Source organism: Chachezhania antarctica, assembly GCF_003646465.1.
In the GTDB taxonomy this organism is placed as follows: domain Bacteria; phylum Pseudomonadota; class Alphaproteobacteria; order Rhodobacterales; family Rhodobacteraceae; genus Chachezhania; species Chachezhania antarctica.
In genome coordinates, this window is the sequence record NZ_QZEX01000014.1 from 34,038 (window position 1) to 58,458 (window position 24,421).

At 64.2% G+C, this 24,421-nt stretch carries 16 protein-coding genes and 1 pseudogene; 12 read left to right on the plus strand and 5 right to left on the minus strand.

The window, feature by feature from the left end; genetic code table 11:
- Positions 1-26: 26 nt before the first annotated feature.
- Entirely contained in the window at positions 27-5,321 is a 5,295-nt protein-coding gene (locus tag D4754_RS20565) for a calcium-binding protein (RefSeq protein ID WP_163026006.1), read from the plus strand.
- 341 nt (positions 5,322-5,662) lie between these two features.
- On the opposite strand, the gene D4754_RS20570 is transcribed toward D4754_RS20565, so the two are convergent.
- Positions 5,663-7,801, minus strand: coding sequence for a calcium-binding protein (locus D4754_RS20570; RefSeq protein ID WP_121067476.1), 2,139 nt, complete (start codon positions 7,799-7,801; stop codon positions 5,663-5,665).
- Between the two features lie 458 nt (positions 7,802-8,259).
- Between D4754_RS20570 and D4754_RS20575 the strand changes: the two genes are divergently transcribed.
- The 9 genes from D4754_RS20575 to D4754_RS20615 all read left to right on the plus strand — a co-directional run bounded on the left by D4754_RS20575 (position 8,260) and on the right by D4754_RS20615 (position 18,286).
- Positions 8,260-9,390, plus strand: coding sequence for a calcium:cation antiporter (locus tag D4754_RS20575; RefSeq protein ID WP_121067479.1), 1,131 nt, complete (start codon positions 8,260-8,262; stop codon positions 9,388-9,390).
- Positions 9,391-9,493: 103 nt separating this feature from the next.
- A complete protein-coding gene (locus D4754_RS20580) occupies positions 9,494-10,564 on the plus strand; it encodes a transporter substrate-binding domain-containing protein (protein ID WP_121067481.1) in 1,071 nt (356 codons plus the stop codon).
- A gap of 23 nt (positions 10,565-10,587) precedes the next feature.
- Positions 10,588-11,607, plus strand: a complete 1,020-nt coding sequence (locus tag D4754_RS20585; protein WP_121067484.1) for a magnesium transporter — start codon at positions 10,588-10,590, stop codon at positions 11,605-11,607.
- Positions 11,608-11,624: 17 nt separating this feature from the next.
- The gene (locus D4754_RS20590; protein WP_121067487.1) at positions 11,625-11,861 is read left to right on the plus strand and encodes a YtcA family lipoprotein; all 237 of its coding nucleotides are present in this window, start codon (positions 11,625-11,627) and stop codon (positions 11,859-11,861) included.
- A gap of 12 nt (positions 11,862-11,873) precedes the next feature.
- Positions 11,874-12,917 carry a multidrug transporter subunit MdtN gene (gene mdtN, locus D4754_RS20595; RefSeq protein WP_121067632.1) on the plus strand — a complete coding sequence of 348 codons (1,044 nt, stop codon included), beginning with the start codon at positions 11,874-11,876 and terminating at the stop codon, positions 12,915-12,917.
- Positions 12,907-14,682, plus strand: coding sequence for an FUSC family protein (locus tag D4754_RS20600; protein ID WP_121067490.1), 1,776 nt, complete (start codon positions 12,907-12,909; stop codon positions 14,680-14,682). Before mdtN ends, D4754_RS20600 begins: the two co-directional genes overlap by 11 nt.
- Before the next feature lie 145 nt (positions 14,683-14,827).
- Positions 14,828-15,943, plus strand: coding sequence for a linear amide C-N hydrolase (locus tag D4754_RS20605; protein ID WP_121067493.1), 1,116 nt, complete (start codon positions 14,828-14,830; stop codon positions 15,941-15,943).
- A gap of 77 nt (positions 15,944-16,020) precedes the next feature.
- A complete protein-coding gene (gad, locus tag D4754_RS20610) occupies positions 16,021-17,400 on the plus strand; it encodes a glutamate decarboxylase (protein WP_121067496.1) in 1,380 nt (459 codons plus the stop codon).
- A gap of 34 nt (positions 17,401-17,434) precedes the next feature.
- Positions 17,435-18,286, plus strand: coding sequence for a hypothetical protein (locus D4754_RS20615; protein WP_121067499.1), 852 nt, complete (start codon positions 17,435-17,437; stop codon positions 18,284-18,286).
- Positions 18,287-18,338: 52 nt separating this feature from the next.
- Here the strand turns inward: D4754_RS20615 and D4754_RS20620 are convergent, their stop codons facing one another.
- The 3 genes and pseudogenes from D4754_RS20620 to D4754_RS24465 all read right to left on the minus strand — a co-directional run.
- Positions 18,339-19,796, minus strand: coding sequence for a metal-dependent hydrolase family protein (locus D4754_RS20620; RefSeq protein ID WP_121067502.1), 1,458 nt, complete (start codon positions 19,794-19,796; stop codon positions 18,339-18,341).
- A gap of 66 nt (positions 19,797-19,862) precedes the next feature.
- Entirely contained in the window at positions 19,863-21,275 is a 1,413-nt protein-coding gene (locus D4754_RS20625; RefSeq protein WP_163026007.1) for a TolC family protein, read from the minus strand.
- 240 nt (positions 21,276-21,515) lie between these two features.
- Positions 21,516-21,644 (minus strand): annotated as a pseudogene (locus D4754_RS24465) (transposase); the annotation flags it as partial.
- 254 nt (positions 21,645-21,898) lie between these two features.
- Between D4754_RS24465 and D4754_RS20630 the strand changes: the two are divergent.
- Together D4754_RS20630 and D4754_RS20635 are read left to right on the plus strand one after the other, a co-directional pair.
- Complete coding sequence (locus D4754_RS20630) at positions 21,899-22,276, plus strand: LysR family transcriptional regulator (RefSeq protein WP_163026008.1); 378 nt, start codon at positions 21,899-21,901, stop codon at positions 22,274-22,276.
- 11 nt (positions 22,277-22,287) lie between these two features.
- Positions 22,288-22,662 (plus strand): LysR substrate-binding domain-containing protein, encoded by a 375-nt coding sequence (locus tag D4754_RS20635; RefSeq protein WP_205589684.1) that lies wholly within the window; start codon positions 22,288-22,290, stop codon positions 22,660-22,662.
- A 210-nt stretch (positions 22,663-22,872) separates the two neighbouring features.
- On the opposite strand, the gene D4754_RS20640 is transcribed toward D4754_RS20635, so the two are convergent.
- Positions 22,873-24,363, minus strand: coding sequence for a mechanosensitive ion channel family protein (locus tag D4754_RS20640; RefSeq protein ID WP_240453957.1), 1,491 nt, complete (start codon positions 24,361-24,363; stop codon positions 22,873-22,875).
- Between the last annotated feature and the right edge of the window lie 58 nt (positions 24,364-24,421).

The following is a 24,421-nucleotide window of genomic DNA, read 5'->3' on the forward strand; positions in this document are numbered from 1 at the left end:
CAGTGACCTTCAGCGGGATGGAACCAATGACGAATGACCTCAAAGAACAGTCGGCGGAACTTGGCAACGGGATTGGCGCCCTGATCGGACCGGACAATGCGGCAAGCGCCGACAGCGGCAGCCTGAACGCCTTTCTGCGCGACGTGCAGGACACCAAGGCGCTGCTGATCGCGACCAAAAGCGTGCTGGGTGCCATGGGACCGGCGCAGGAAGGCGCGGAACTGGCGGCCGAGGTCGTCGATAGCACCCGCGATGCGCTGAAGCTGCTGGGCAAGCTGGGCGGCGGACTGGGCACCATCGTCAAATCCTTCGGCAACACGCTGGACCCGCTTGAAAGCGCGCTGGAAAAGTTCGGTGAACTGGCCGGGAGCGTGGCCGACAACACCGATGTGCTGCTGGAAATGGTGGACATCCTGATCGACAAGATCACCACCGATTTCGAAGAGCCCCTGATCGCCTCGATCCAGAATGCCGAGCGGGTGCAGGACAGCGTCGGGCTCGTCACCGATGTCTCGGACAGCCTGACAACGGCCGTCGATGCGACCGAAGCCGAAACCGGCGGCGCACCGCGCCTGCTGGCCGCGGCGGAACAGCTGGAACGCTTCACCCAATCGCGCATGGAATCCCTGGAATCGGCCGAGTACCTGGTGCAGCAAAGCGCCGTCTTCGAGGGCATGACCGACGTCTTCCGCCCGGTCTTCGACACGATCGGCGCCGTGAATTCCAGCTTCGACCGGATCGACCAGATCCAGGACAAGCTGTCGTTCCTTGAAGGGCCGCTGGATATTGTCAACGTGGCGCTGGATCCGATTTCGGGCGTGCTGGATGCGGTGGGCTTCGTCTTCGACATGGTCGTGGCCCCGATCCTGAACCCGATCCTGCGGGCCACGGGCATCAAGGGCCTGCTGGACGATATCGGCGCGAAACTGGAAGAGCTGGGCCCCGATTTCGGCGCGTTCCTTGGCTACATGGAAGGGCTGATCGGCGACAAGGCGGTCGAGGCGATTCAGAACGGCGTCACGTTCCAGTCGGACGAGACCGGCGCGGACAACGACGACGAAAGCTTCATCGACGCATCGGCCGAGGCCAAGGAATTCGCCAAGTTCGTGATGGCGCAACTGGCCGGGCATGTCTCGCTCAGCGACGATTTCACCACGGCGCTGGACGGCATGGTCAACGGCCTGCGCGACGACGCGGCCGTGTCGGACGATGAAGGCGCCTTCACCGGCAACGTGAAGATGGTCGAAAGCTTCGACGCGGACACCGGGACATACGGCGCGATCGACATCACCATGGGCGACGGCGACGACATCGTGATCGACGATGCGGGCAATGCCACCATCGACGGCGGCGCCGGGTCGGACGTGTTCATCATGGGCGCGGGCGACGATTTCGTGACCGGCGGCGCGGGAGAGGACTTTGCCGTCTTCCACGGGCTGGTCGGCGCCTACACCTTCGGCGCGACCGAGGACGGCAAGCTGCAGGTCTGGAACACGCGACCCGTCGACGGCAAGGCCTACGAGGGCACGAACACCTTCGTCCAGGTCGAGAATTTCCGCTTCGGCGACAGCCAGCTGACCGAGCAGCAGGCCTTCAACGTCCGGCAACTGGCGGCACATGAAGAAGACGCCGTCGGCACCGAAGGCAACGACGTGATCATCGGCAACGCGCGTGGCAACACGATCGAAGGGCTAGGCGGCGACGACGTCCTGAACGGCGGCGGCGCGGGCGCCGACCGGATCCTCGGGGGCGAGGGCAACGACCTGATCCAGGTGCAGGAGGGCTTTACCTTCGCCGATGGGGGCGCAGGCGTCGACACGCTGTCGTTTGCCGGTTCCAACCAGGGCTGGGACGTCGACCTGACGGAAAACGCGCCCGCGAACATCCAGGAAGCAAGCTCTCACCGCCAGATGGCCGGCGTGATCGCCGATGCCGTCCGTCAGCGGCTGGTGGATGCGGGGGAGACCTTCCAGGTCAGCCGGCTCGACACCGCGCTGGCCGAGGCCGTGACGACACCGCTGGCGCAATGGTACGCCACGCACGGGACGTTCCTGGAAGACCTCGTCATCCGGTTCCAGGTCGTGGTGCACCCTGACGACCAGCCCGGCGTGTTCCCGTTCGCGGATCAGGTCAAGGCGCTCTTCCCGTCGGCCGAGGATTTCGACGTCGCGGTCCGCGATTTCGAAAACGTGCTGGGCGGCAATGGCGACGACAATCTGCGCGGCACGGCGGGCGACAACGCGATCATCGGCAACAATGGCGATGACACGCTGCTGGGCCGCGCCGGTGACGACGTGCTGAACGGCGGCGAAGGCAACGACATTCTCGACGGTGGCCGGGGGCGCGACGTGCTGATCGGGCTGGGCGGTGACGACACGTTCATCGGATCGCTGAACCGCGACGCCGGCGGCGCATTCGATTTCGACAAGATCGATGGCGGCGACGGTTTCGACACGGTGTCCTTCACACACCTGACCGAAGATCTGGACGTCGACATGACCGACGGATCGTTCAACGGGATCGACGAATACGAGATGGTGGATGTCGAACAGATCGACACCGGCGCGGGCAATGACACGATCCGCATGGCAAATGTGCTGGGCGGTGTGTCGACCGGCGCGGGCGACGATACGGTGATCACCGGCGAAGGCGTCGCGGGCCGCGCTATCTCGACCGCAGCGGGGGATGACATCATCGACGCGAAACTCGGCAACCAGTTCCAGTACTTCCTTGGGGACGACGACGACCGGCTGACGATTTCAGGCGCGGTCGGCGCGGTGGAAGATGCGCAGCACTTCACCTTCGGCGGTGCAGGGCACGATGTGCTCGACCTGAGCCAGATCGCGGGCGGTGTGAAGCTGGGCCGGGACACCGGCCCGGGCGTCGATTTCGGCGGCACTATCGCCGATGGTCAGGACGCGACGGCCACGCTTTCGATCACCGGGTTCGAGGAGCTGTACCTGACCGAACAGGCCGACACGCTGCGCGGCAGCTTCGCCGACGGCTTTACCTATATCGCAACCGGCGGCGGCGCAGACATCGTGGATCTTGCAACGCAAAACGGCAGCGTGATCGACGACAAGCCCACCATCGATACCGGCGCGGGCGATGACCGGGTGACCGTGAATTCAGGCTTCTCGGCCATGATCGAGACCGGCGAAGGCGACGATGTGGTCGACGCGTCGGCCGGTCCGCACACCGCGGGCGTCGTGCAGGATTATCGCACCGGCAAGGGCGACGACTTCGCCCAAGTCGGCAATGCGTTCGCCAATGTCCACATGGGCGACGGCATCGACACCGCCGACTACTCGGCGCGCGAGAACGTTCTCATCCTGCACATGGGCGGGAACAACAAGGACGTGAACGTCAACGGCATCCGCAACGATCCCGACAGCTTCTTGGGCATCGGCTTCGAAACCAACTCCGGGATCGAGAACCTGATCGCGACGCAGGGCGATGACGTCGTCAACGGGAACGACTGGGACAACATCATCGAAGGCCGGAGCGGGAACGACGATCTCGACGGCAACGGCGCCGACGATACCCTGCTGGGCGGCAAAGGCGACGATGTTCTTGACGGGGGTACCGGCGCGGACGCCCTGCTGGGCGGCGCCGGAAACGACGCGCTGAACGGGGAAGACGGCAACGACACCCTGATCGGCGGAACCGGGAACGACATCCTGAACGGTGGCGACGGGGACGATTACCTTGATGGTGGCGCCGGAAACGACACGCTGTCTGGCGGCGCCGGGGACGACCTGCTCAAGGTGGAATTCAACTTTGGCTTCGATGAAACCTACGACGGCGGCGAAGGGTCGGACACCGTTGTCCTTGCGGGGCTGACAACCGATCTGGCGAGCGGGCGGAATTCCTTCCGGGAATACGACGTCTTTCTTCAGGACGAAGAAATTGAAGTGCATTACGTGTACAATCCGAAGTTCGGCAAGAACCAGCACAAGCACATCAAGTTCGCCGATCTGATCAGCATCGAGAACACCACTGGTTCGGATTTCCGCGACAGGATCTTCGGCACCGACGGCGAGAACGTGATCTACGGCGGCGGCGGCGATGACCTGATCCAGGGGTTCGACGGCGACGATACGCTGTCGGGCGGCGATGGCGACGACGAAATCTTCGGCGGTGACGGTAACGACATCCTGTCGGGTGGCGCAGGCAACGACATTGTTTCGGGCGGGGCGGGCGCTGACACGTTCGAGATCCGCCGCAGCGAAGACAGCGGCATCGACACCTATACCGGCGGCAACGGCAACGACACGTTCCGCTTCACCTCCACCGCGTCGGGTCAGGGTGGGGCGCCTGTTGCCACCGCAGCAACACAATCCGCGACCATCTCGGGCGGGGCCGGGCAGGACAAGGCCGTCTTCGACGTGGCACTGGAGGATCTGACCGTCACCCAAGGCAACGGTGCCCTCCACATCCAGACCAGCGACGGGGCCCAGTTCACCATCGGCAACGACGTGGAGCAGTTCGAGTTCGCGGGTCAGACGCTGAGCTTTGACGAGACGGTGGATGCCATCAAGCAGGTGGTCGGCGAACATGGCAGCTTCACGGCCACCGACAGCTACCAGACCGTCACGCTTGAGCACGACTACGAGAACCCGGCCGTGATCGCCTACATCGCCAGCGAGAACGGCGGGACATTCGTCGAGACCCGGATACGCAATGTCGACGGCGACAGCTTCGAGATCGCGCTCCAGGAGCAGGAGGGCGCCGACGGCCACCATTCACCGGAAACGGTGAACTTCATGGTCGTCGAAGCGGGACGTCACGAACTGACCAACGGCGCCGTGATCGAGGCCGGGACCATCGATACCGACGAAGTCTACATGACGCGGTTCCAGGGCGGCTTTGCGGATGTCGATTTCGAAGGCGCGCTGTCGGGCCGTGACACGGCGGTCTTCGCCTCGACCAACACGGTCAACGGCAGCCACATGGTCACCACCCGGGTCGATGATGTGAACGCGGACGGTTTCGAGGTCGCGATGGCGGAATCCGAAAGCCGGACCGACGGCCACATGGTCGAGACCATCGGCTGGGTCGCAATCGAGAACGGCGATTTCTTCGACTTCAGGACCGGGCAATTCGATCTGAACGATGACGCGATCACGCTGGAAGAGGCTGTCGACTTTGCCCAGATCACCGAGATCGGCGGCAAGAACACCGCCATCGTCCGCCAGGATCTGGACAACACGACAATCCGCATCCAGGAGGACACGTCACATGACAGCGAGACCTATCACCCCACCGACGAGGTTTCGTTCCTGACCTTCGCAGAGGATCAGGGCTTCCTCTTCGCCTGACATCGAGGGCAGGCAATACCTGACGGGCCGGGGTCGTTCCCTGGCCCGTCTTGCGTTTCGGTCGCCCCGCCGCGGCTTTGCGCCAAGGGCACTGTCTTGCAAGGATGGTGTCTGCGGGCCGTGCCGTCTGCGAGCGGCCCGACACGCATGGTCGAACGTTCCGACACCATCTGGCCCGGGATCTGGTCCGGGGCAACATCGCGACTGACCTGACGTGGGCGGCGCGGCTCCAAGGCATGCCGTCCGTATTGATGCCGCAGCCGCAGCGCGCTTTTTCCGAACCGTCGCGACCGAAGATCCATTGGAGCTTGCGGCGCGCGTGACGCGCTACCAACGCCCGCCTACCCGACCATGTCGAGCGGATCGTAACCGTTCTGGATGATGGCAGAGCCCAGCCCGAACTTGTAGCCGTCGATGAAGGATCGCACGAGTGCACCGGGGGCGTCGTTCAGATCTGTTACACCAACATGGTTCGCCCGGATCGCCGAATCCCTGAGTCCCACCTCGACCGTGCCCAGGAGAACGGCGGGATCGTCCTCGGGATTTTCGGGGAGCGCGTCCCACGCCGAAATGATGATGGCATCGCGGTCCTGGTTGTAGACCATCGAATGATCGCGGCCGGGCAGAAGGATCCGGTCGTATGTGGTCGCCTCGACGCGCACCGGGCCATCGGTGCCATCGACTACCGTGCGGTCGTACGCCATCTCCAGTTCCATCCTGAACGTTTCGATACGGTCGTGGCCGAAGCCGTCGCCGGGCTTCACCGGTTCGGTCTCGCTCAGGCGGGAAAAATCGAAATGATCCCGCGTCACATGGTAATCGCCGATCAACGTGTCGTTCCCGCGCCCCCCGATCAGCTGAACCGGGTCGTCGACCTCGCGACCGTTGCTTACCTTCAGCACGTCGTCGCCGTTGCCACCCTCGAGGATCGCCGTCTTGATTTTCGGGGCCTTGGCGGGTCTGGCCGCATCGAAGGTCAGCTGGTCGTCGCCGCGTCCGCCGGTCGCCCGGCCTTCGTCCACCAATTCGATCTTGTCGGCGCCACCGCCACCGTCGAGCGTGCCGGCCCCGCGCAGCTCGTCGCGGCCGCGGCCGCCCTTCAGCAGGCCCGGTCCGTCGGCGATATAGAGTTCATCCGCCCCGCGGCCGCCGAAAAGCCGCGCGCCGGCTTTCGCGGCGAACAGGTCGTCGGCGCCCGCACCGCCTTTCAGCACGGCGCTGCGCCCTTCGGCACCGAGGGAATCGTCGCCGGCGCCACCTTTCAGCAGAGCGCGGGGCCCGTCGGCACCAAGGGTATCGTCGTCGGCACCGCCACGCAGGATCGCGCCACGCCCCTCTGCGTTCAGCTTGTCATCCCCTTTTCCGCCGACCAGCCGGTCGCGCACACCGTTGCCCGCCTCGAGCCGGTCGTCGCCGCGTCCACCGAAAAGCCGGTCGCGGCCCGCCCCGCCCTCAAGCACGTCGTTGCCGCCTTGCCCGTCAAGTCGGTCGCGACCCTTCCTGCCTGTCAGGGTATCGCCACCCCGACCGCCCTTCAGGAGGTCATTGCCGAACGACCCGCTCAAATCGTCGGCGTGGCCGCCGCCGAACATCTTGTCGTCGTGAGCCCCGCCATACAGCATGTCGGGACCGCCACCCCCGTGCAGCCGGTCGTTCCCCTTCCCGCCGGAGAGTTCGTCCGGACCGCCGCCGCCGCGCAGGACGTCGGCGCCCTTCCCGCCCGAGAGGACGTCGGCGCCGCGCTGGCCGTTCAGGGAATCGCGCCCCGCCCCGCCGGTCAGGTCATCATTGCCCTTGCCGCCCTTCAGCTCGTCCCGGCCACGGGCGCCGTCGATCTCGTCATCGCCCTTCGAGCCGTGGAGCGTGTCCGCGCCGCCCCTGCCCCAAAGCGTCGCGCCATCCGGACCGTTGCGGCCGCCGGCGGCGCTCACGAAGTCGCTGCCGCGCCCCGCATCCACCATGACCCAGTCCTGCGCGTCGTAGGGGCCTGACTTGAAGACGATCCGATCGGCCCCGTCCTGGGCGAATATCCTGGCGCCGCTTCGGGCGACGACATGATCCGCATGATCGGTGCCGCTGAAGTCGAAGCCGGCCTCGACATTGTTCGGGATCCGGTATTTCACCTTCTGGCCGGCGATGAAGTCGGGAAAGGCGGTCATGTCGCCATCCCCGTAGGCCCCCGCCACCGCGCTGAGCGCAGCGACGCTCCAGCCGACCTGCCATTCCTGGTAGGCCGCGCCGCCGTGGCTGAGAGTCATGCCCGCGATCCGCCCCGACACATCCTCGCCCCGGAACGTGAACTGCCCCGACAGGGTAACCGTGACGCCCGACCAAGCGCTGAAAACCTCGATCTTCTGTGCGTTCTCCGTCACGGCCTGCCCGCGCAGCAGCGCCTCCATGGCGTCGCCCCAGGTCGAGGGGATCAGGTTCTGGCCAAGAAGCCCGGGCCCGGGCGTACGGATGGTTGCGATCGTCGGCATGAAGGGCTCCCGATGGCTGTCGTGACAGTAAATCTTGCCGACCCTAGGGAACCATGCGCCGGATCTCAAGTTCTGTGGGTTTCACGGGGCACCGAGATCCTGGATCAGGCCAATGACGCGAACAGCTTCGCCTTCGGCGTCGCCTGCACGTTCAGAAGCCCTGGCAGCGGGCGGACCGGCCGGTCCGCCGTTGTGAACGCCGGGGCGGGATCACGCCATTGATCGCACCTGCCTTCGGCCAGCTAGAGTTTCTTTCCGAATTGCTTGAACTAAGGAGAGAAATCACGTTAAGCACCTCTACATAAGCGCGAATGGTGGGTTCTACGGGGAGCCCCGAGTGCCAAGGTTCTTAGTGTGCCGATCCTTTCGCGATCATGTCTGGCACCGGCTGCAGCCAATTCGGTACCGCGAACGCCGGCGGAGTCTCTTGGGGGCAGCATCGTGAAAAGGGTTCAGGCATGACCGGTTCCGAGAGCAGTGCCACCGCTTTGGTCCCGTCCGACAGCAAGACCTTCCGGCACGCCTTGTTGACACTGATCGCGCCTTTGGCCGGCCTTCTGATCTTCGGCCTGATCGAAACCGTTTTTCATGACCGAACGCCTGCGGTGCTATACTTGGTTGCCGTGCCGCTTCTGTTCCTGTCGGTCTTCGTCGCCGTGCATCATGCCGAAGCGATTGCCCACAGGATCGGGCAGCCTTACGGCTCGCTCCTTCTCGCCCTGTCCGTCACCCTGATCGAAGTATCGCTGATCGTTTCGATGTTGCTGGCCGACGCCGAGGGCGACAGCGCCGTCGCCCGCGACACGGTGTTCGCGGCGCTCATGATCGTGCTGAACGGCATCGTCGGGCTGTGCCTTCTGATCGGCGGCCTGAAATTCCATTCGCAGGAGTTTCACGCCCGCAGCGCCACGGCTGCGCTGGGGGTGCTGGGCACGTTGTCCGTTCTGGGGCTTGTCCTTCCCAACTTCACGCAGGCCATTCCCGGCCCGATCTATGCCCCGGCACAACTGATCTTCGTCGCGGTCGTGTCGCTCCTGCTCTATGCGCTGTTTCTCTTCGTCCAGATGTTCTCCCACAGGGCGGAATTCGTGGACATGATCGACGATGACGCGACGCACCACGCGCCGGTTTCAGGCCGGACGCTGCTGGTGTCGGTCATGGCCCTTCCCCTTTCGCTGATCTCGGTCGTGTTGCTGGCCGAAATGCTGGCAGATCCGGTGCGGGACCAGATCGAGCTGGCAGGTCTGCCCCCAGCCTTCGTCGGCGTGGTGATCGCGCTGATCGTCCTGATGCCCGAAGGCATAGCCTCGATCCGGGCAGCGATGGGCAACCGGCTCCAGACCAGTCTGAACCTGGCGCTCGGGTCCGCCCTGGCCAGCCTGTGCCTGACGATCCCGGTGGTTGCTCTGATCTCGGTCGCGATGGGGCGGCACCTGGTCCTGGGGCTGGAAGCCGAACATATCGTGCTGCTGGTTCTCACCCTTCTGATAAGCACCCTGTCGCTGGCGATGGGCCGCACGACAATCATGCAGGGCGGGATTCACCTGGTCATCTTCGGCGCCTTCATAACCATTTCCGCCTTTCCCTGACCCCGGATCGAAGCCGGGGTTCCGGACCCGATTACAATTGGACTGATTTCAGACAATGATTTTCTCACCTGTTTCCTGCCTCCGTGCATTCCGCTTGACCGAAATGTTCGCCGCTCTCCTGATCGCTGTCGCGGGCCTTGCCTCCCCCGTCGCGGCGCAGGAGGCCGAGCAGACCGAGCCGCTTCGGATCGCGGTTCACGACAGCCCGCCTTTCGTCATGATCGAAAATGGCCAAAACAGCGGTCTTGCGATCGACCTGTGGGAAAAGGTGGCACGAGAACTGGGGTATCAGTTCGAATACCAGGAATTCGAGACCATTCGCAGCATGATCGACGCAACGGCGGCGGCCGAAGTCGACGTGGCCGTCACCAATCTGACCGTGACGGAAGCACGGGCAGAACGGATCGACTTCAGCCAGCCATGGTACGATTCCGGGCTTCGGATCATGGTCAGTGACGACCGTGGCTCGACCTTGCAGAAACTGTTTGTCGGGCTCCGGGATTCCGGTTTCCTGCGGGCCTATGCCTGGCTGGCCTTCGCGCTTCTCGTGGCCTCGCTTGCATTCACTTTCTTCGACCGCAAGTACGACAAGGACTTCCCCGAGAAGTTTCAGGACGGGTTCGCCGAAAGCTTCTACACGGTCATGACCGTCGCCACCTCGGGCAAGCCGCCCAAGCGCAAGAACCTGTTCGGCTGGCTTGGGCGAATGTGGCAGGGGCTTTGGCTGGTCTGCGGCGTGATGGTGGTGGCCTTCGTCACCTCGACGGTGACATCGGTCATGACGACGCTGTCGATCAAGAATGACATTCGCAGCGTCATGGACCTGCCGGGTCTGTATGTCGGTGTCTCGGAAGGCAGCAGCGCCGAAGAGTTTGCCGAAGCGAACGGGATCACCACCATCTCCTTTTCCGGAATCCGGGCGTCGACCCAGGCGCTGTTGAACGGTGAAATCCAGGCCATCATCGGCGACAAGCCGGTGCTGGAATACTATACGAAGCGCAATTCCGACCAGCCGCTTACGGTTGTCGGCGCGGTATTCAACCCCGAGAAATACGCGTTTGCCCTGCCTCAGGGAAGCGACCTGCGAAAGCCGATCACGGTCGAGATCGTCGGCGCCCGGCAGGACGGTGAAGTGCAGGACATGGCGACCAGGTACTTCGGCCTGAACCCCTGACCCTGACGGGCGGAGACACAAAAATGCCTAACACTGCGTTCACGACGGACACGGGCAGTGCGCTCGATATTGCCGTTCGCGCCCCTGTCCGCGTTCACCGTGACATGACATGCGACGCCGCGGCCGATATTATCTCGGATGCCGGAGGCGAGGCCGCCATATGTGTCGTGGATGACGAGGACAGGCTTGCCGGTGTCATCAGCCTGCGGGCCTGTCTGGCCGCACCGTCCGGGGCGATGGTGGACGCGGTCATGCAACACGACATGCCGTACGCACGGGCCGAGTGGACGGCCGAACAAACCGCAAATGCCGTGCTGAGCCGGGATCTCTCGATCCTGCCGGTTCTGGACAATACCGGACACCTTGTTGGTGTCGTCGAGGCGCGGCGTGCCCACCGGCATCTGCTGGGCAAGGCCGAGGTCGACGTGCAGGACATGGCCGGACTGGTCGGCACGCACGAAGACGATTACGGCGCCATGTCGATCTGGGCCGACTTCCGTCGCCGGGCGCCGTGGGTTCTGTTGCTGGCGGTGGCGGGCCTTGTGGCGGGCTATGTCGTGCATGTCTACGAAGATGCGCTCGATGCACTGGTGATCCTTGCGCTCTACATGCCGATGGTCGCCGATACCGGCGGCAACGTGGGCACCCAGTCGGCCAGCCTGGTCACCCGCGCAATCAGTTGCGGGACCAGCACGATAAGGGATTCCGGGATGGTGCTGTGGCGCGAAACCCGGGTGTCGCTGATGATGGCGGCGTGCCTGTTCCTCTTCGCCTATCTCAAGGTGATCCTGATCTCGAACCCGGCGGATGTGCCATTGGGCCTGTCGCTGAACCAGATCGCGCTGGCCATCGGCATCGCGCTGGCGGTGCAGGTCGTCAGCGCCACGCTGATCGGCGCGGTCCTGCCCCTGGGCGCGGTGAGCTTGCGGCTGGACCCTGCCGTGGTGTCCGGGCCGGCGCTGACCACGATCGTCGATCTGACCGGTCTTATCCTTTACTTCGGCATCACAACGTCGATGCTGGGACTCACCACCGCAATGTAGCCAGGACGGGCCAGACAATGTTCGATCTTCTTCCGCACTTGGGGTCCACCGTCGCCCCGTCCATCGCGATGTTCGGCAGCTACTTCCCCTTCTGGCTGATCAGCTTGTTCGCGGCCATCATCCTGACCGTCGTGGTGCGGACCGTCTTCGTGGTGATCGGCATCGACGACATCCTGCGGTGGCGTGTGCCGGTCTACTTCGCCATGGCCCTGTCGCTGACCTGCCTGATCTCGTTTTTCTTCTTTGGACGCTGAGTTTTGACCGACATGAAAATCACCCGGACGACCGCTCTCATCGGTGCCCTTGTCAGCGTTGCCATCGTCGCGTCGGCGGTGGTGCTGACACAGCAAAGCCTGCGACAGGCGCGGCTCAACCCCTTGTCGGACGACGCCGCGGTAGGCGCTGAAGTCATCCAGATGGCGACCAGCGTGCCGGGCCGCATCACGGCGTTGCATGTGCAGGAAAACGGCGTCGTGAAGAAGGGCGACATCCTTGTCGAGATCGAAGATGCCCCCTACCGGCTGGCCGTCGAACAGACGCGGGCGGATCTTGAAATCGCCAGGGCCGCCGCGAATGACCAGTCGCGCAGTATCCAGGCCGAAACGGCAAATGCCGCGATCGCCGCCGATCAGGTCGAACGTGCAGAAGCGAACCTCGCGCTGGCTACGAACTCTCTGGAGCGCCTGCTGCCGATGGAAGACCGCGGCTTCGTGTCCAAGCAACAGGTCGATGACGCGCGCACCCTGAAACTGGGGGCAGAGGTCAGCCTGCGCGAAGCAGAACGCCAGCTCGAGGCGGCCGATGCGCTGGTCGGTGACGAGGTCGGCGCCGAAGCACTGATCCGCGCCCGACAGGCCGCATTGTCCATCGCGGAATACGAACTGGAGCAAACCGTCCTGCGGGCGCCCCATGACGGCCGGATCGTCGGGCTGACGGTGTCCGAAGGCAACGTCACCCTGGCAGCCACGCCGATGTTTTCGCTGATCCGTACCGATCACTGGCACGTCGATGCGAACTACACCGAAACCGTGCTGTCGAACATTTCGGCGGGCGACTGTGCATCGGTCTTCGTTCTGTCGGACAGCAAGCAGAAGATCACCGGCGTGGTCGACAGCGTCGGATGGGGCGTCAGCTCGAAGGACCTGATCGATCTGCCCTTTGCGCTGCCCATCGTCCCCAAATCGCTGGACTGGGTGCGGGTCCAGCAGCGGTTCCCGGTCCGGGTGCACCTGATCGACCCGCCGGCCGATCTCATGCGGGTCGGCGCATCGGCTGTCGTCACCGTGCATCAGGGCAACAATGACTGCTGACTCGCCGCTGTCCCGACTGATCGGTCAGGCGTGGATCGATCTGCAGCCTTTCGAAGGCCGGTTCGGGCAGACATGGCGGGTTGCGCTTCTGTGCGCGCTCGTCACCGGCACGGCGATGACATTCAGGATCCCGGAAGCCGCGATCAGCTGCTATCTCGTGATCTTCCTGATGAAACCCGACGCGCTGATGAATTGCCTGATGGGCATCGGCCTGATCGGCCTGGCAACCTTCGTGCTGTTCGTGATGATCCCGATCATCAATGCCAGCATCGACAGCCCGGTGCTGCGACTGGCGATCATGTTCGGGGCCTCCTACGTCTTCCTGTTTCTCAGCTCGACCACACCCCTTGGCGAACAGGCGGCCATTGTCGGGCTGATCGTGGCCTTCATCATGACGTTGGTCACCGATGTCCCGATCGGGGAAATCGCGGACAAGGGCCTCATGGCCGCGTGGAAGATGGCATGCATGCCGATGGCGCTGATGGTGCTGTTCAACCTGTTGTTCGGCATTCCGCCGCAGACCCATGCGCGCAACCTTGTCGTCTCGCGCCTGACCGCCGCGGCCGACGCGCTGGAAGACCGGGGCAGCGATCAGGTGCTGCAGGAGCTTCTGGCCGAAGGCAACGATCCATCGCTTCAGTCGATGCTTTTGGTACGGCTGCTGCATCTTGTGCCCAAGGCGCAGTCGACCTGGCTGAACGGGGCCATCGATACCAGCTACCGGCTGCTGCTGGCCGCGCAGGCACCCGCCGAGGCCATTTCGCGGGGCGAACGGGCCGAACTTGCCGCCAGTATCCGCGCCGCCGCGGACCGGATCCGGCGCAAGGACCTGCCCGAGGTGTCGGAAACAGCGTCCTCAGGCGATGCCGCAGGCGAGATCCGGAGCGCGCTGGCCGGCCTGTCCCGGCCCGACGGTGGCGGCACTCCCAGCCCGGCGTCTACCCCCCTGCTGGCCGCAGATGCCTTTACCAACCCCACGCACCAGCGATACGCCCTGAAGACGTCGCTTGCGGCGATGATATGCTACCTGATCTATACCGGCATCCAGTGGGACGGCATCCACACCGCCCTGATCACCTGCTACGTGGCGGCACTGGGCACCACCGGGGAAACGGTGCGCAAGCTGACGCTGCGCATTGTCGGCTGCCTTGTCGGCGCCGCCCTGGGATGCGCGGCACTGCTGTTCGTCATGCCCGTGATCACCTCTGTCGGGGCGCTCATGGTCCTCGTGTTCTGCGCCGTCATGATCGGGGCCTGGGTCTCGACAGGCCCCGAACGGATTTCCTATTGCGGTGTCCAGATCGCGCTGGCCTTCCTTCTGACCACGCTGAACGGGTTCGGGCCCAGCTTCGAATTCTCGCAGGCCGGTGACCGGATCATGGGCATCCTGCTGGGCATCGTCGTGATCTACGTCATCTTCACCCAGTTCTGGCCCGCCAGCATCGTGGGAGAGATCCGCGAAACGCTGGGCGACGCGGTCGCGCGTCTGCAAAGACTGTCTGGGAAACCGGCCGACGAACGCCTTGCCGAAACCGAAGAGTCCGCTGCCGTTCTCAGGATCGTTCAAGACATGAAGGAGAAGCTTTCGATGGCCAGCTTCGAACCCCGGCGCGAACGGGCAAGCGCCGAAACCCTGGCCAGGTACGACGCGATTCGCCAGGAAGTTGAGACCCTCTGGCGCGAGATCCGGTTCAGCAGGGACGTGCCCCGGTCAACGACGCTCAGGCTGGCGGAGATCGACCGCGACCTGGGGGCCACCGCATGACCAGAACAGGTTGACCTAGAGTAACCCCCGAAATCCGGGGTAATGGTGGCAGAGATGGCTTCTTTTGCCAGCCATGTCCCCGTAGGATCTTAAACAGCTGTAATATTGACATAATACATTTGCCTGAAGACAAGAAGGAAGCCGTATGTGTACCTCGCTCGTTTACCTCGATGCCGCCAACAGGGCCTATTTCGGCCGGACGCTGGAACTGACCTCGGACCTGCCGTACCAGCTTGTCTTCTTTCCGGCCGGTCTTCCGTTTTCGTCGCATCTCGAAGGACACGCCCCGCTTGAGTACACGTCCGTCTACGGCGTTCTGGCGGTGACGATGCCCGGCCGCATGCCGACCGCCGAGGCGCCGCTGGGCTATCCCGATCTCAAGGTGCTGGAAGGCATGAACGATCAGGGCCTGACCTTCAGCCTTCTGTCCTACCCGACCGCCGGCGGCGCGACGTCCAAGGTGGACGCGACACAGGCGGTTCTCTCGGCCTCGGACTTGGGGTCGTGGGCGCTGGGGCAGTTCGCCACCGTGGCCGAGGTTAAGGACGCGCTCGCCAGCCAGCCCGTGCTGCTCGAGGCGCTGACCCTGCTGGGCGGCGTGGAATCGCCGTTCCACTATGTTGTGCACGACGCGTCCGGCGCATCCTTTGTCATCGAATTCAACAAGGGCGTGATGACCACCTACGACAACCCCGTGGGTGTCATGACCAACGGTCCCGAATTTTCGTGGCACCTGACGAACCTCGACAATTACACGTTCCTGACGAATGTCGACAAATCCAGCGGCACCTTCGGCAGCTACCAGGCCTCGCAGCCGGATTCCGGGATCGCGACGGCAGGCCTTCCGGCATCGAACACCTCGGTCGGCCGGTTCGTGCGCGCGGCCTACTATGCGCACTACACCGAAAAGGCCGACAGCCCCGATCTTGCGGTGATGACGCTGGCCCATGTGATGAACAACTTCGACCGCCCTCGCGGCGTGACGATCGACTATCCCACGGAAGGTGGCGGGCACCTGGAAGTGGCCGGCCTCTCGCAATCGGAAGATGAGACCTACGCGACCGAATACACCTGCTGGACGAACCTGTCGGACCTGGACCGCAAGCGGTTCTACCTGCGGACCTATCGCAGCCTGAACTACGCCAGCTTCGATCTGCCCGCCCTGGCCCAGGCCGGGGGCGTCTGCGTCATGCCGGTGACCCATCTCGACGGCCTGTCGGGCGATGCGACCGAAACGCTGAAGACGGCCAAGGCCGCCTGACGCGCGAAATGACGTGACCAGTTCCGGCCGCCGCCACATGGCGGCCGGAGGATTGTGCAAAACGCTTGAGAGGCAACATGACTGACTGCATCGACAACGAGAACGACGAGATCTACGGCTCGCACACGCTGGCGCAGGCTCTTCCGAAATCCATCTTTCCCGCGACCGAGAACAACCCGCGGCGCGTCTTTTCGGCCGTGCGGGACGAACTGATGCTGGACGGCAATGCGCGCCAGAACCTGGCCACCTTCTGCCAGACCTGGGAAGAGCCGGAAATCCACGAGCTGATGGATGCCTGCATCGACAAGAACATGATCGACAAGGACGAATATCCCCAGACCGCCGAGATCGAGGCGCGCTGCGTGCGGATGCTGGCCGATCTGTGGAACGCGCCCGACGGCCCCGCCACCGGCTGTTCGACCACCGGGTCGAGCGAGGCCGCGATGCTGGGCGGGCTGGCCATGAAACGCCGCTGGGAAACGAAGCGCAAGGCCGACGGCAAGCCCATCGACAAGCCGAACATCGTCACCGGCCCGGTGCAGGTGTGCTGGCACAAGTTCACCCGCTACTGGGATGTCGAACATCGCGAGATCCCGATGGAAGACGGCCGCCTGCTGATGACGCCGGAAGAGGCGCTGAAATACTGCGACGAGAACACCATCGGCGTCGTACCCACGCTGGGCGTGACGTTCACCGGCGAATACGAACCCGTGAAGGCCATCAGCGAGGCGCTGGACCAGTTCGAAAAGGACACCGGGCTGGACATCCCGATCCACGTCGATGGCGCCTCGGGCGGGTTCCTTGCGCCGTTCTGCGCGCCGGATCTGGAATGGGATTTCCGCCTTCCGCGCGTGCGGTCGATCAACGCATCGGGCCACAAGTTCGGGCTGGCGCCGCTGGGCGTGGGCTGGGTCATGTGGCGCGAGGAAGCGGATCTGCCGGAAAGCATGATCTTCTGGGTCAACTACCTGGGCGGCAACATGAAGGACATCGCGCTCAACTTCTCGCGCCCCGGCGGGCAGATCGTGTGCCAGTACTACAACTTCCTGCGCCTTGGCCGCGAAGGGTACGAAAAGGTCCACGGCGCCTGCTACGACACCTCGGCCTTCCTGGCGGAAGAGATCGCCAAGCTGGGCCCGTTCGAGATCGTCTTCGACGGCGACCGGGCGCGCGGGATCCCGGCCGTGTCCTGGCAGATCAAGGAAGGCACCGATCCGGGCTTTACCCTGTTCGACCTGGCCGACCGGCTGCGCGTGCGGGGCTGGCAGGTCCCGGCCTATACGCTGCCGGCCAATTGCGAAGACCGCGCGATCCAGCGGATCCTTGTGCGCAACGGGGTCAGCCGCGACCTGTGTGCCCTGCTGATCGACGACATGAAAAGCGCGCTGGAGCATGTCGAGGCCCATCCCCGGAAGACGTCGCTGTCGGAAGACGACGCGTCGGGCTTCCACCACTGATGCATGCGCTGCATGAAAAGATCGGGGGCCGGCCATGAACCGGCCCTTCGAAGGACATGACGCGCAGGGGCTGACGGAACGGGGCGTTGGCCCCTTCGTCACCTTCCGCAGCTACCTGCATCAAGGCCGTCTGGTGCACTGGCGCGCGCGCCAGCACCGCAAGGGCCTGTTGCAGCACCCGGATCAGGTCGCCGCGTTCTGGCAGAAGCCGGCCTATAACTGGTGGACGGGGCTCAGCTTTTCCATTGGCTCGCTGCTGTTCATGCTGGGGGCGACGCTGTCGCTGACCCCGAACCCGCTGAGCGCTGTGCAGATCGCCATCATCTTCTTCATGGGGTCGATCCCTTTCACGATTGCCGGGTTCCTGCAGAACTTCCAGGCGGCGAACGCGGGGGACTTCTCGTCCTCCTCGCCGGCGCGGCCTGATCGGATATCCATTGTCGGCTGGGAAACGAACAGCCTGGGCTGGATCAGCACGTTCGCGCAGTTCCTGGGCACCATCGCCTTCAACTTCAATACGTTCGACGCGATCGATCCGGTCTCGGGCTGGTACCAGCAGGACCTGACGATCTGGCTTCCGGGCTTCATCGGCTCGGTCCTGTTCCTTGTCTCGGGCTACCTGGCGTTCATGGAGACAAGCCACGGCTACTGGTCGTGGAAACCTGGGGATCTCGACTGGAAGATCGTGTTCATCAACCTGCTGGGTTGCATCTTCTTCATGATTGCCGGGATCGTTTCCTTCATCCCGAAGGGCACGGACCCGGAGTGGCTGATCAACCTCGCCAATGTTCATCTGTGGCTGGGCGCGTTCTGCTTCCTGACGGGCGCGCTTCTGATGATGCGCGAAAGCCGGCAGACCGAGACGGTGGGCGACCAGAAACTCTGACAACGCCGGTCGGCCCGGATCCGGGGCCGTTCCTGCGCGCGTCAGGCGGTTGTTACAGGTTATCCCTGACCACCATCCCGTCCTTCATGATCAGCGCCAGCGACTCCTCGGGCTGGCCCAGCCAGTCGAGCCCGGTTTCCGGATCTTCATCGACGACAAGCAGATCTGCCAGTGCGCCCGGCGCGATCACGCCCAGCGGGCCCGCATAGGGCGCGCGTTCCCCCGACAAGGCCAACAAATCGCCCGCATCTCCCGTCGCCATGCGCAACGCCTCCAGCGGGGACATGAAGCGGGCCAGTTTCGACAATTGGCGGCCCTGCGTGGCCGTGCCCTTCGGGTTCATCAGGATATCGGTGCCGAACGCCATGCGCACGCCGTGCTGGCGGCCCATCTCGAAGGCCGATACCGTGCCGTCCTGAACCCGGATCTGCTTGGCCCGCGCGGACGGATCGGTCTTGGGGTTCGCGTCCTCGTCGTTCAGGAAGGGCTGGATGCTCCACCATGCGCCGGCATCGGCCATCATGCGCGCCGTTTCCTCGTCGGCCAGCTGCCCGTGTTCGATGGATTTCACGCCGGCGCGCAGACACCGCTGAATGCCTTCCGAGGTATAGACATGGGCGCAGACATAGGTCCCCCAGTCCGCGGCGGCCCTGACGGCGGTGCGCATCTCCTCCTCGAAGAACTGCACGCTATCCAGCGGATCGTAAAGCGATGTCACCCCGCCCCCGGCCATGATCTTGACCTGGCTTGCGCCCTTCATCAGCTGTTCGCGCGTGCGGCGCAGAACCATGTCGTTCCCATCCGCCAGGACGGCCACGCCTTCCTTCTCGGCCCGGTCGGCCGGTGTCGACGGCATTCGCGGCAATGCGCTGAGAAGCCGGAAATCGCCGTGCCCGCCGGTCTGGGAGATCATCGCGCCCGACGGGAAGATCCGCGGCCCCCGGATCACGCCCCGGTCGATTGCCTGTTTCAGACCGAAGCTGGGCCCTCCGACATCGCGCACGGTGGTGAAGCCGCGCAGCAGTGTCGCCCCGGCCTGCTGGCCCGCGACAAGCTGCACGAAGTTGATGTCGCCCATCATCGCGACCTGCTCGGTCACGCCGCACAGCGTCGCGTGCCAATGGGCATCGATCAGCCCGGGGATCACGGTCCGGCCGCCGCAATCGATCACCCGCGCGCCCTCGGGCACGGTGCCGGCGGGGACCAGCGCCTCGATCCGGCCATCCCGGACGACGATGTCCCGACCGGCCAGGATCTCCAGCGTATGTCCGTCGAAATACCGCAGGTTGGCCAGGACCGTCGGTGGCTGGGCCGTCTGGGCGCGGACTTCGCCCGGGGTCAGCCCGAAGCCCGCAAACATCCCCATCACGGCGCCAAGACCGCCCAGCATCTGGCGACGGTTCAGATCCGCCTCGATCCGCCGAAAGCCGGCCTGAGTCTGCGGCGCGCCGCACAGGCAGACATCGTGTCCCGCATCGGGCGCCGGGGCGCTGCAACAAACCTGGCACATCCTGTGCTCCTTTCCCATCGCCCGGGTCCGCCGGTCCATCCCGGCTGCAACTTGCGCGTTTCGCTGTCAGTTCGTTGCCTTGGCGGGGGCCGTCCGGGACGTCATGTTTCCCAGCGCAAATGCAAGTGTCGAGGCGGCCACCAGCGATGCGGCATGCGCATCCACCTGTGCCAGCTCGGAATCGAGCAGACCCGCCTTTGCCGTCGAGACATCCGTCAACGTGCCCAGACCGTTCCGGAACGCCTCGAACGCGGCCTCGTAGGTCGTATCGGCAGCGATGTTCAGTTCCCGCGCCGCTTCATACGAGCTCAGCGCCGATTGAAGCGTATTAGCGGCGACAACGATTTCGCTGCGGGCGGTATTGATCGTCAGTTCGTGCGTCGCGGCCGCGGCCGCCTTCGCGGCCTCCGCCTGATTGCGGCGCCTTTCGCGAATCCTGCCGTCATAAATCGGAATTGACATGCCGACGACCACACCGGACGTCGTGTTCTGGAAATCCGCGCCCGGCAAAGTGCCCGTCTGGATCCGGCCATTGTTCGCTGCGGCCACCGCACCAAGATAGACCTTGGGCCGGAACGCTGCGTCGGCCGCCTCCACGTTGGCCTCGCTTGCCTGAAGCGCCGCATAACTCGCCAGCACGTCAGGGCGCCGGGCCAGCGCTTGCTCGATCACCTTTTCCGTCGGCAGGGACCGCGCCCGTGGCAACCGGCGGCCCGCGCTCGACGCGATCCTCAGCTTGGACCGCGGGGAGACCCCGATGGACCCCATCAGATCCTGATACGCGCTGCTCAGTCCGTCTTCGGCGGCCACCAGCCGGAACTTCGACTGGGCGACAAGCTGCTTTGCCTGCGCCGTTTCGATCGTGGTTCCAAGGCCGCTTGCATAACGGCCATCGGCCGCTTCCTGCAGTTCAAGGCTGTTCTGCAGCGCGCGCCGGGCGATGGCCAGATCCTGCTGCGCCGCGCCATAATTGAAGTACGAGCGCGAGATGTTGTAGATCAGCGCCTGGTGGGTCCCGTTGAAGTTGACGTTCGCGGCATAGGCCGTCCGCTGTGCCGCATCGCGCCAGGCCTGCCGTTCGCCAAAATCGAACAGCAGCCATTGCAGGGCGATGTTCGGAACGACACCCTGTGAATTCGTCCTGATGTAATCGGTGTCGCCGTTCAGCCCGGTTACCGGCGTGACAAGATCCTGGTAGCCGCCGATGACGTTCGCCGTGATGATCGGCAGATATGTTCCTTCGACCATGCCGACGGCCTCGGCCGCCTGCCGGGCCTGTTGCCAGGCCACGCGCGTTGCCGGGTGATTGCGCTGCCCGATGTCGATCAGTTCTTCCAGTGTCAGAACCTTGCCCGACTGCAGCGCGTTCGTGGGCTCGAACGCCCCGTCTGGTCCCTTGACCGAGAAGTCGCCGGCAGACTGTCCGTCCGCCGCCCAGGGCTTGTCGGGTGCCGGGGAAACGGTCGGCGTACCGGTCATGTCGGAACAGTTCGCTAGGGTCATGCAGATGGCAAGGCCCGCCATTTTTGCGGAAACCCGGTTGCCTTTCCGGCGGACAAACCCAAGACGCGATTTCTTCCGGGGCACCAGTTCACCACGCTCCGTTCGGATAACATTTGTTGTTCCGAAGGATGGCATAGCTGCCATTCGGTCACAACTCCTACCTAGACAAGCTTCTGATTCCATTGGCCCGTCAACCCCCGCGGCATCGTCAGTCCGAACGCTCCTCTTCACGGGAATATTCTCATCCTCGACCGCCTTCAGCCGCCGCATCGCGTCGGGCAGCAGACCGCCATATCGCTTCTTCCAGTCGAAACACGTCGCCTGGCTGATCCTTGCCTTCCGGCAGTAGAGATTCCACCAGTGGTCGGCCTCGGCCGGTCGCGTGACTGGACGCGACCTGCGTCAAGGTCCGCGGCGTCCGGACAAAGACTGCCCCTTCGCGATCTTCGCAAGCCTCGCGGCCTGCCCGGGGCCAGATAGGCCTGACGCTCAAACGACCGGAAAGTCTGCGACGGAACCAGTATGGACGATTGCATTTTGATAACAATACTATGCCAAGTCCAAACTGAACGATAGGAAGACCATTGGAAACGCGCTTGTTGGAGAGCCTGCTGCACGTTGCTCAACACGGTTCGATCGCGGCGGCGGCAAGGAGGCAGGGCCTGACGCCCGCAGCGGTGGGGCAACGCATACAGGCGCTGGAAAATGAACTGGGCTTTCAACTGCTGGAACGTGTCGGGCATACCTCCCGGCCCACGGAAGCCTGTATCCGGCTCTTGCCGCATGCGCGGGAACTGGTCACGCTTGCCAACCACCTGGCCGAAAAAGCCGACATGGACGGCATGAGCGGGTTCATTCGCGTGGGCGTGATCTCGACATTGTTCCAGGACCTCATTCCGCCGGTTCTTCGACGGATCCATGCGGAACTGTCGGGGCTGCCGCTGCATCTCATTCCGGGCACGTCGATGGATCTGTAGCCGCCCTGATCGTGGAGCCCGGATTCGACGTGCCCAAGGCGGCGCTGGTCGAACCGCTGCTGACCGAGCCCCTGGCCCTGATCACGCGCGACCGGACGGACCGCGGGATCGAGGTGGATCCGATGGTCGAGCTGGACAGCCTTGAAACGATTGCCATCCTCGTTGGCGAAGGGCTTGGCGTATCTCTGGTGCCGTGCTGGCGCGGGTTGGAGCGGTTCGCGCCGCGGCTCCATGTTTCCCAGCCGCTGCCGGCGGAATACGACCGCAGGCGGTGCCTGATCTATCCGAACAAGAACCGCAACGATCCGCTGTGGTCGGCGTTCCGGGGGCTTGTCAGCGATTGCGCCGCGATCCTAGGGGCGGACCGGCACCGGGACGTCGGCTGACCCGCCGGCACTGTCCGCGGAGTTCATGCGCTGATCGCGTCCGTTCCGATCATGTGGCAGGCGGCGCGAAGCCGGTTGGCAAGGTCGGTCATGCCGGGCACGCGCTTGCGGCAGATGTCTTCGGCAAGCGGGCAACGGGTGTTGAAATGGCATCCCGGCGGCGGCGACAGCTGGGTTAGTTCAGGTCTGCGCGGGTAACGCGAGTGCCAGCTATTCCCGCGGGGCGTCCCGGGTAAGGAGGTCGTCGCTCTCAAGACGCTCGGCTGCCACTAGAGGTATCAGCGCCTTTTCTTCGGACTGGCGCGAAAGCCCTTCGCTAGGGCCGACTGGCGACGTGGCGGCCGGCGTCATCCGTTTCGGCGTTCGCACAGGGATGTCAGGGATGGCGCCGGTTCCCTCCAGGCGGATACGATAGGTCGTATCGGGGATGGCGACGCCGGCATCTTCGATGGCGGCCTTCACCAGGCGGATGGCATCGCTGCGGGCCGTGGCGAAGCCCGTCTCGTTCTGATCGATCCAGCCGGTCACGCGCAGGATCGCGCCGGACTCGGTGATGTTTTCGATCCAGACCAGTTCCTCGGGGTCGTCCAGCACAAAGGGCTGAGCTTTCAGGGCGGCCTGAGCCAGGATCCGTGTCGCCTCGAGGTCAGCATCGGGATCGATGCCGATGTCGAACATGAACCGCCGGGCCGGGTTCTGGGAAAAGTTCACGATCCGGCCCTTGAAGACCGCCGAGTTCGGGATACGCACATGATTTCCGTCCAGCGACAGCAGGATTGTCGCGCGCGAGGTCAGCCGGATCACACGGCCCACGTCGCCTTCGATCTCGACAAGATCGTTTGGCCGGAAGGGCTGGCGTAGACTGAGCATGATGGAGGCCACGAAGTTCTCGACCGTATCGCGGACCGCAAAACCGATCGCCAGCCCCACGATCCCGGCCGCACCAAGGATGGTCCCCAGAAGCGCGGCTGCACCCAGGAGATCGAGGGCGACCACGATCCCGACGATGCCGGAAGCGACACGGAAGGCCTGACGGTAGATACCGGCGATGAAGGCATTCGGCGCAATGCGATCCCAGAAACGTTGCCGCGCCATCACTACTCCGACGGCAACGATCATCGCGAAGGCGGCTGCGGCGAGGATGAAAAGGGGCAAGCGGGCGATGAACTGATCGAAGCGCCCACGGAAGCGCTTGAACGCCGGGTCGATTTGCTGGGAGATGTCGTCCGACGCGGCAAGGGCATTGTTCACGGCGACAACGCCTTCCAGACGCCCGGATATCCCTTCCACCTTCTGACTGACGCCCGGATCCGCAATGTCGCCTATGAGCGTGACCACGCCGGCCTCCACGGATACGGTTATCTCGTCGTGATCGAGCGCACTGATGATGGCGCGCAGACGTTCGGCAATGGCTTGGTCCGAGGGGGCGCCTTCGATCGCCAGAACGGGTGGCAGGTCACGTCCCGGGTCATTCTCCTGCGCGGAAGCCGGCCCAGCCGCGGCAACGAAAAGACAGATCAGACAGACAAGAAATCGCTTCATGAGACTACCATTATCGAAGATGTACAGGGTCATCCATACACACCTGCGCCCGACCGCCCTAGAGAGCAAATTTTGATTGCGTGGAGGCGAGAGTCCCTGAGCTCGGAGGCCTCGAGACGTCCGCAGCGGACGGTGCGAATCCTGGAACTGGAAAGACATCAATCGCGGTGGGTCGGATCGTCGAGCTACCCCCGAATTCGGACACAGAACCTCGGCC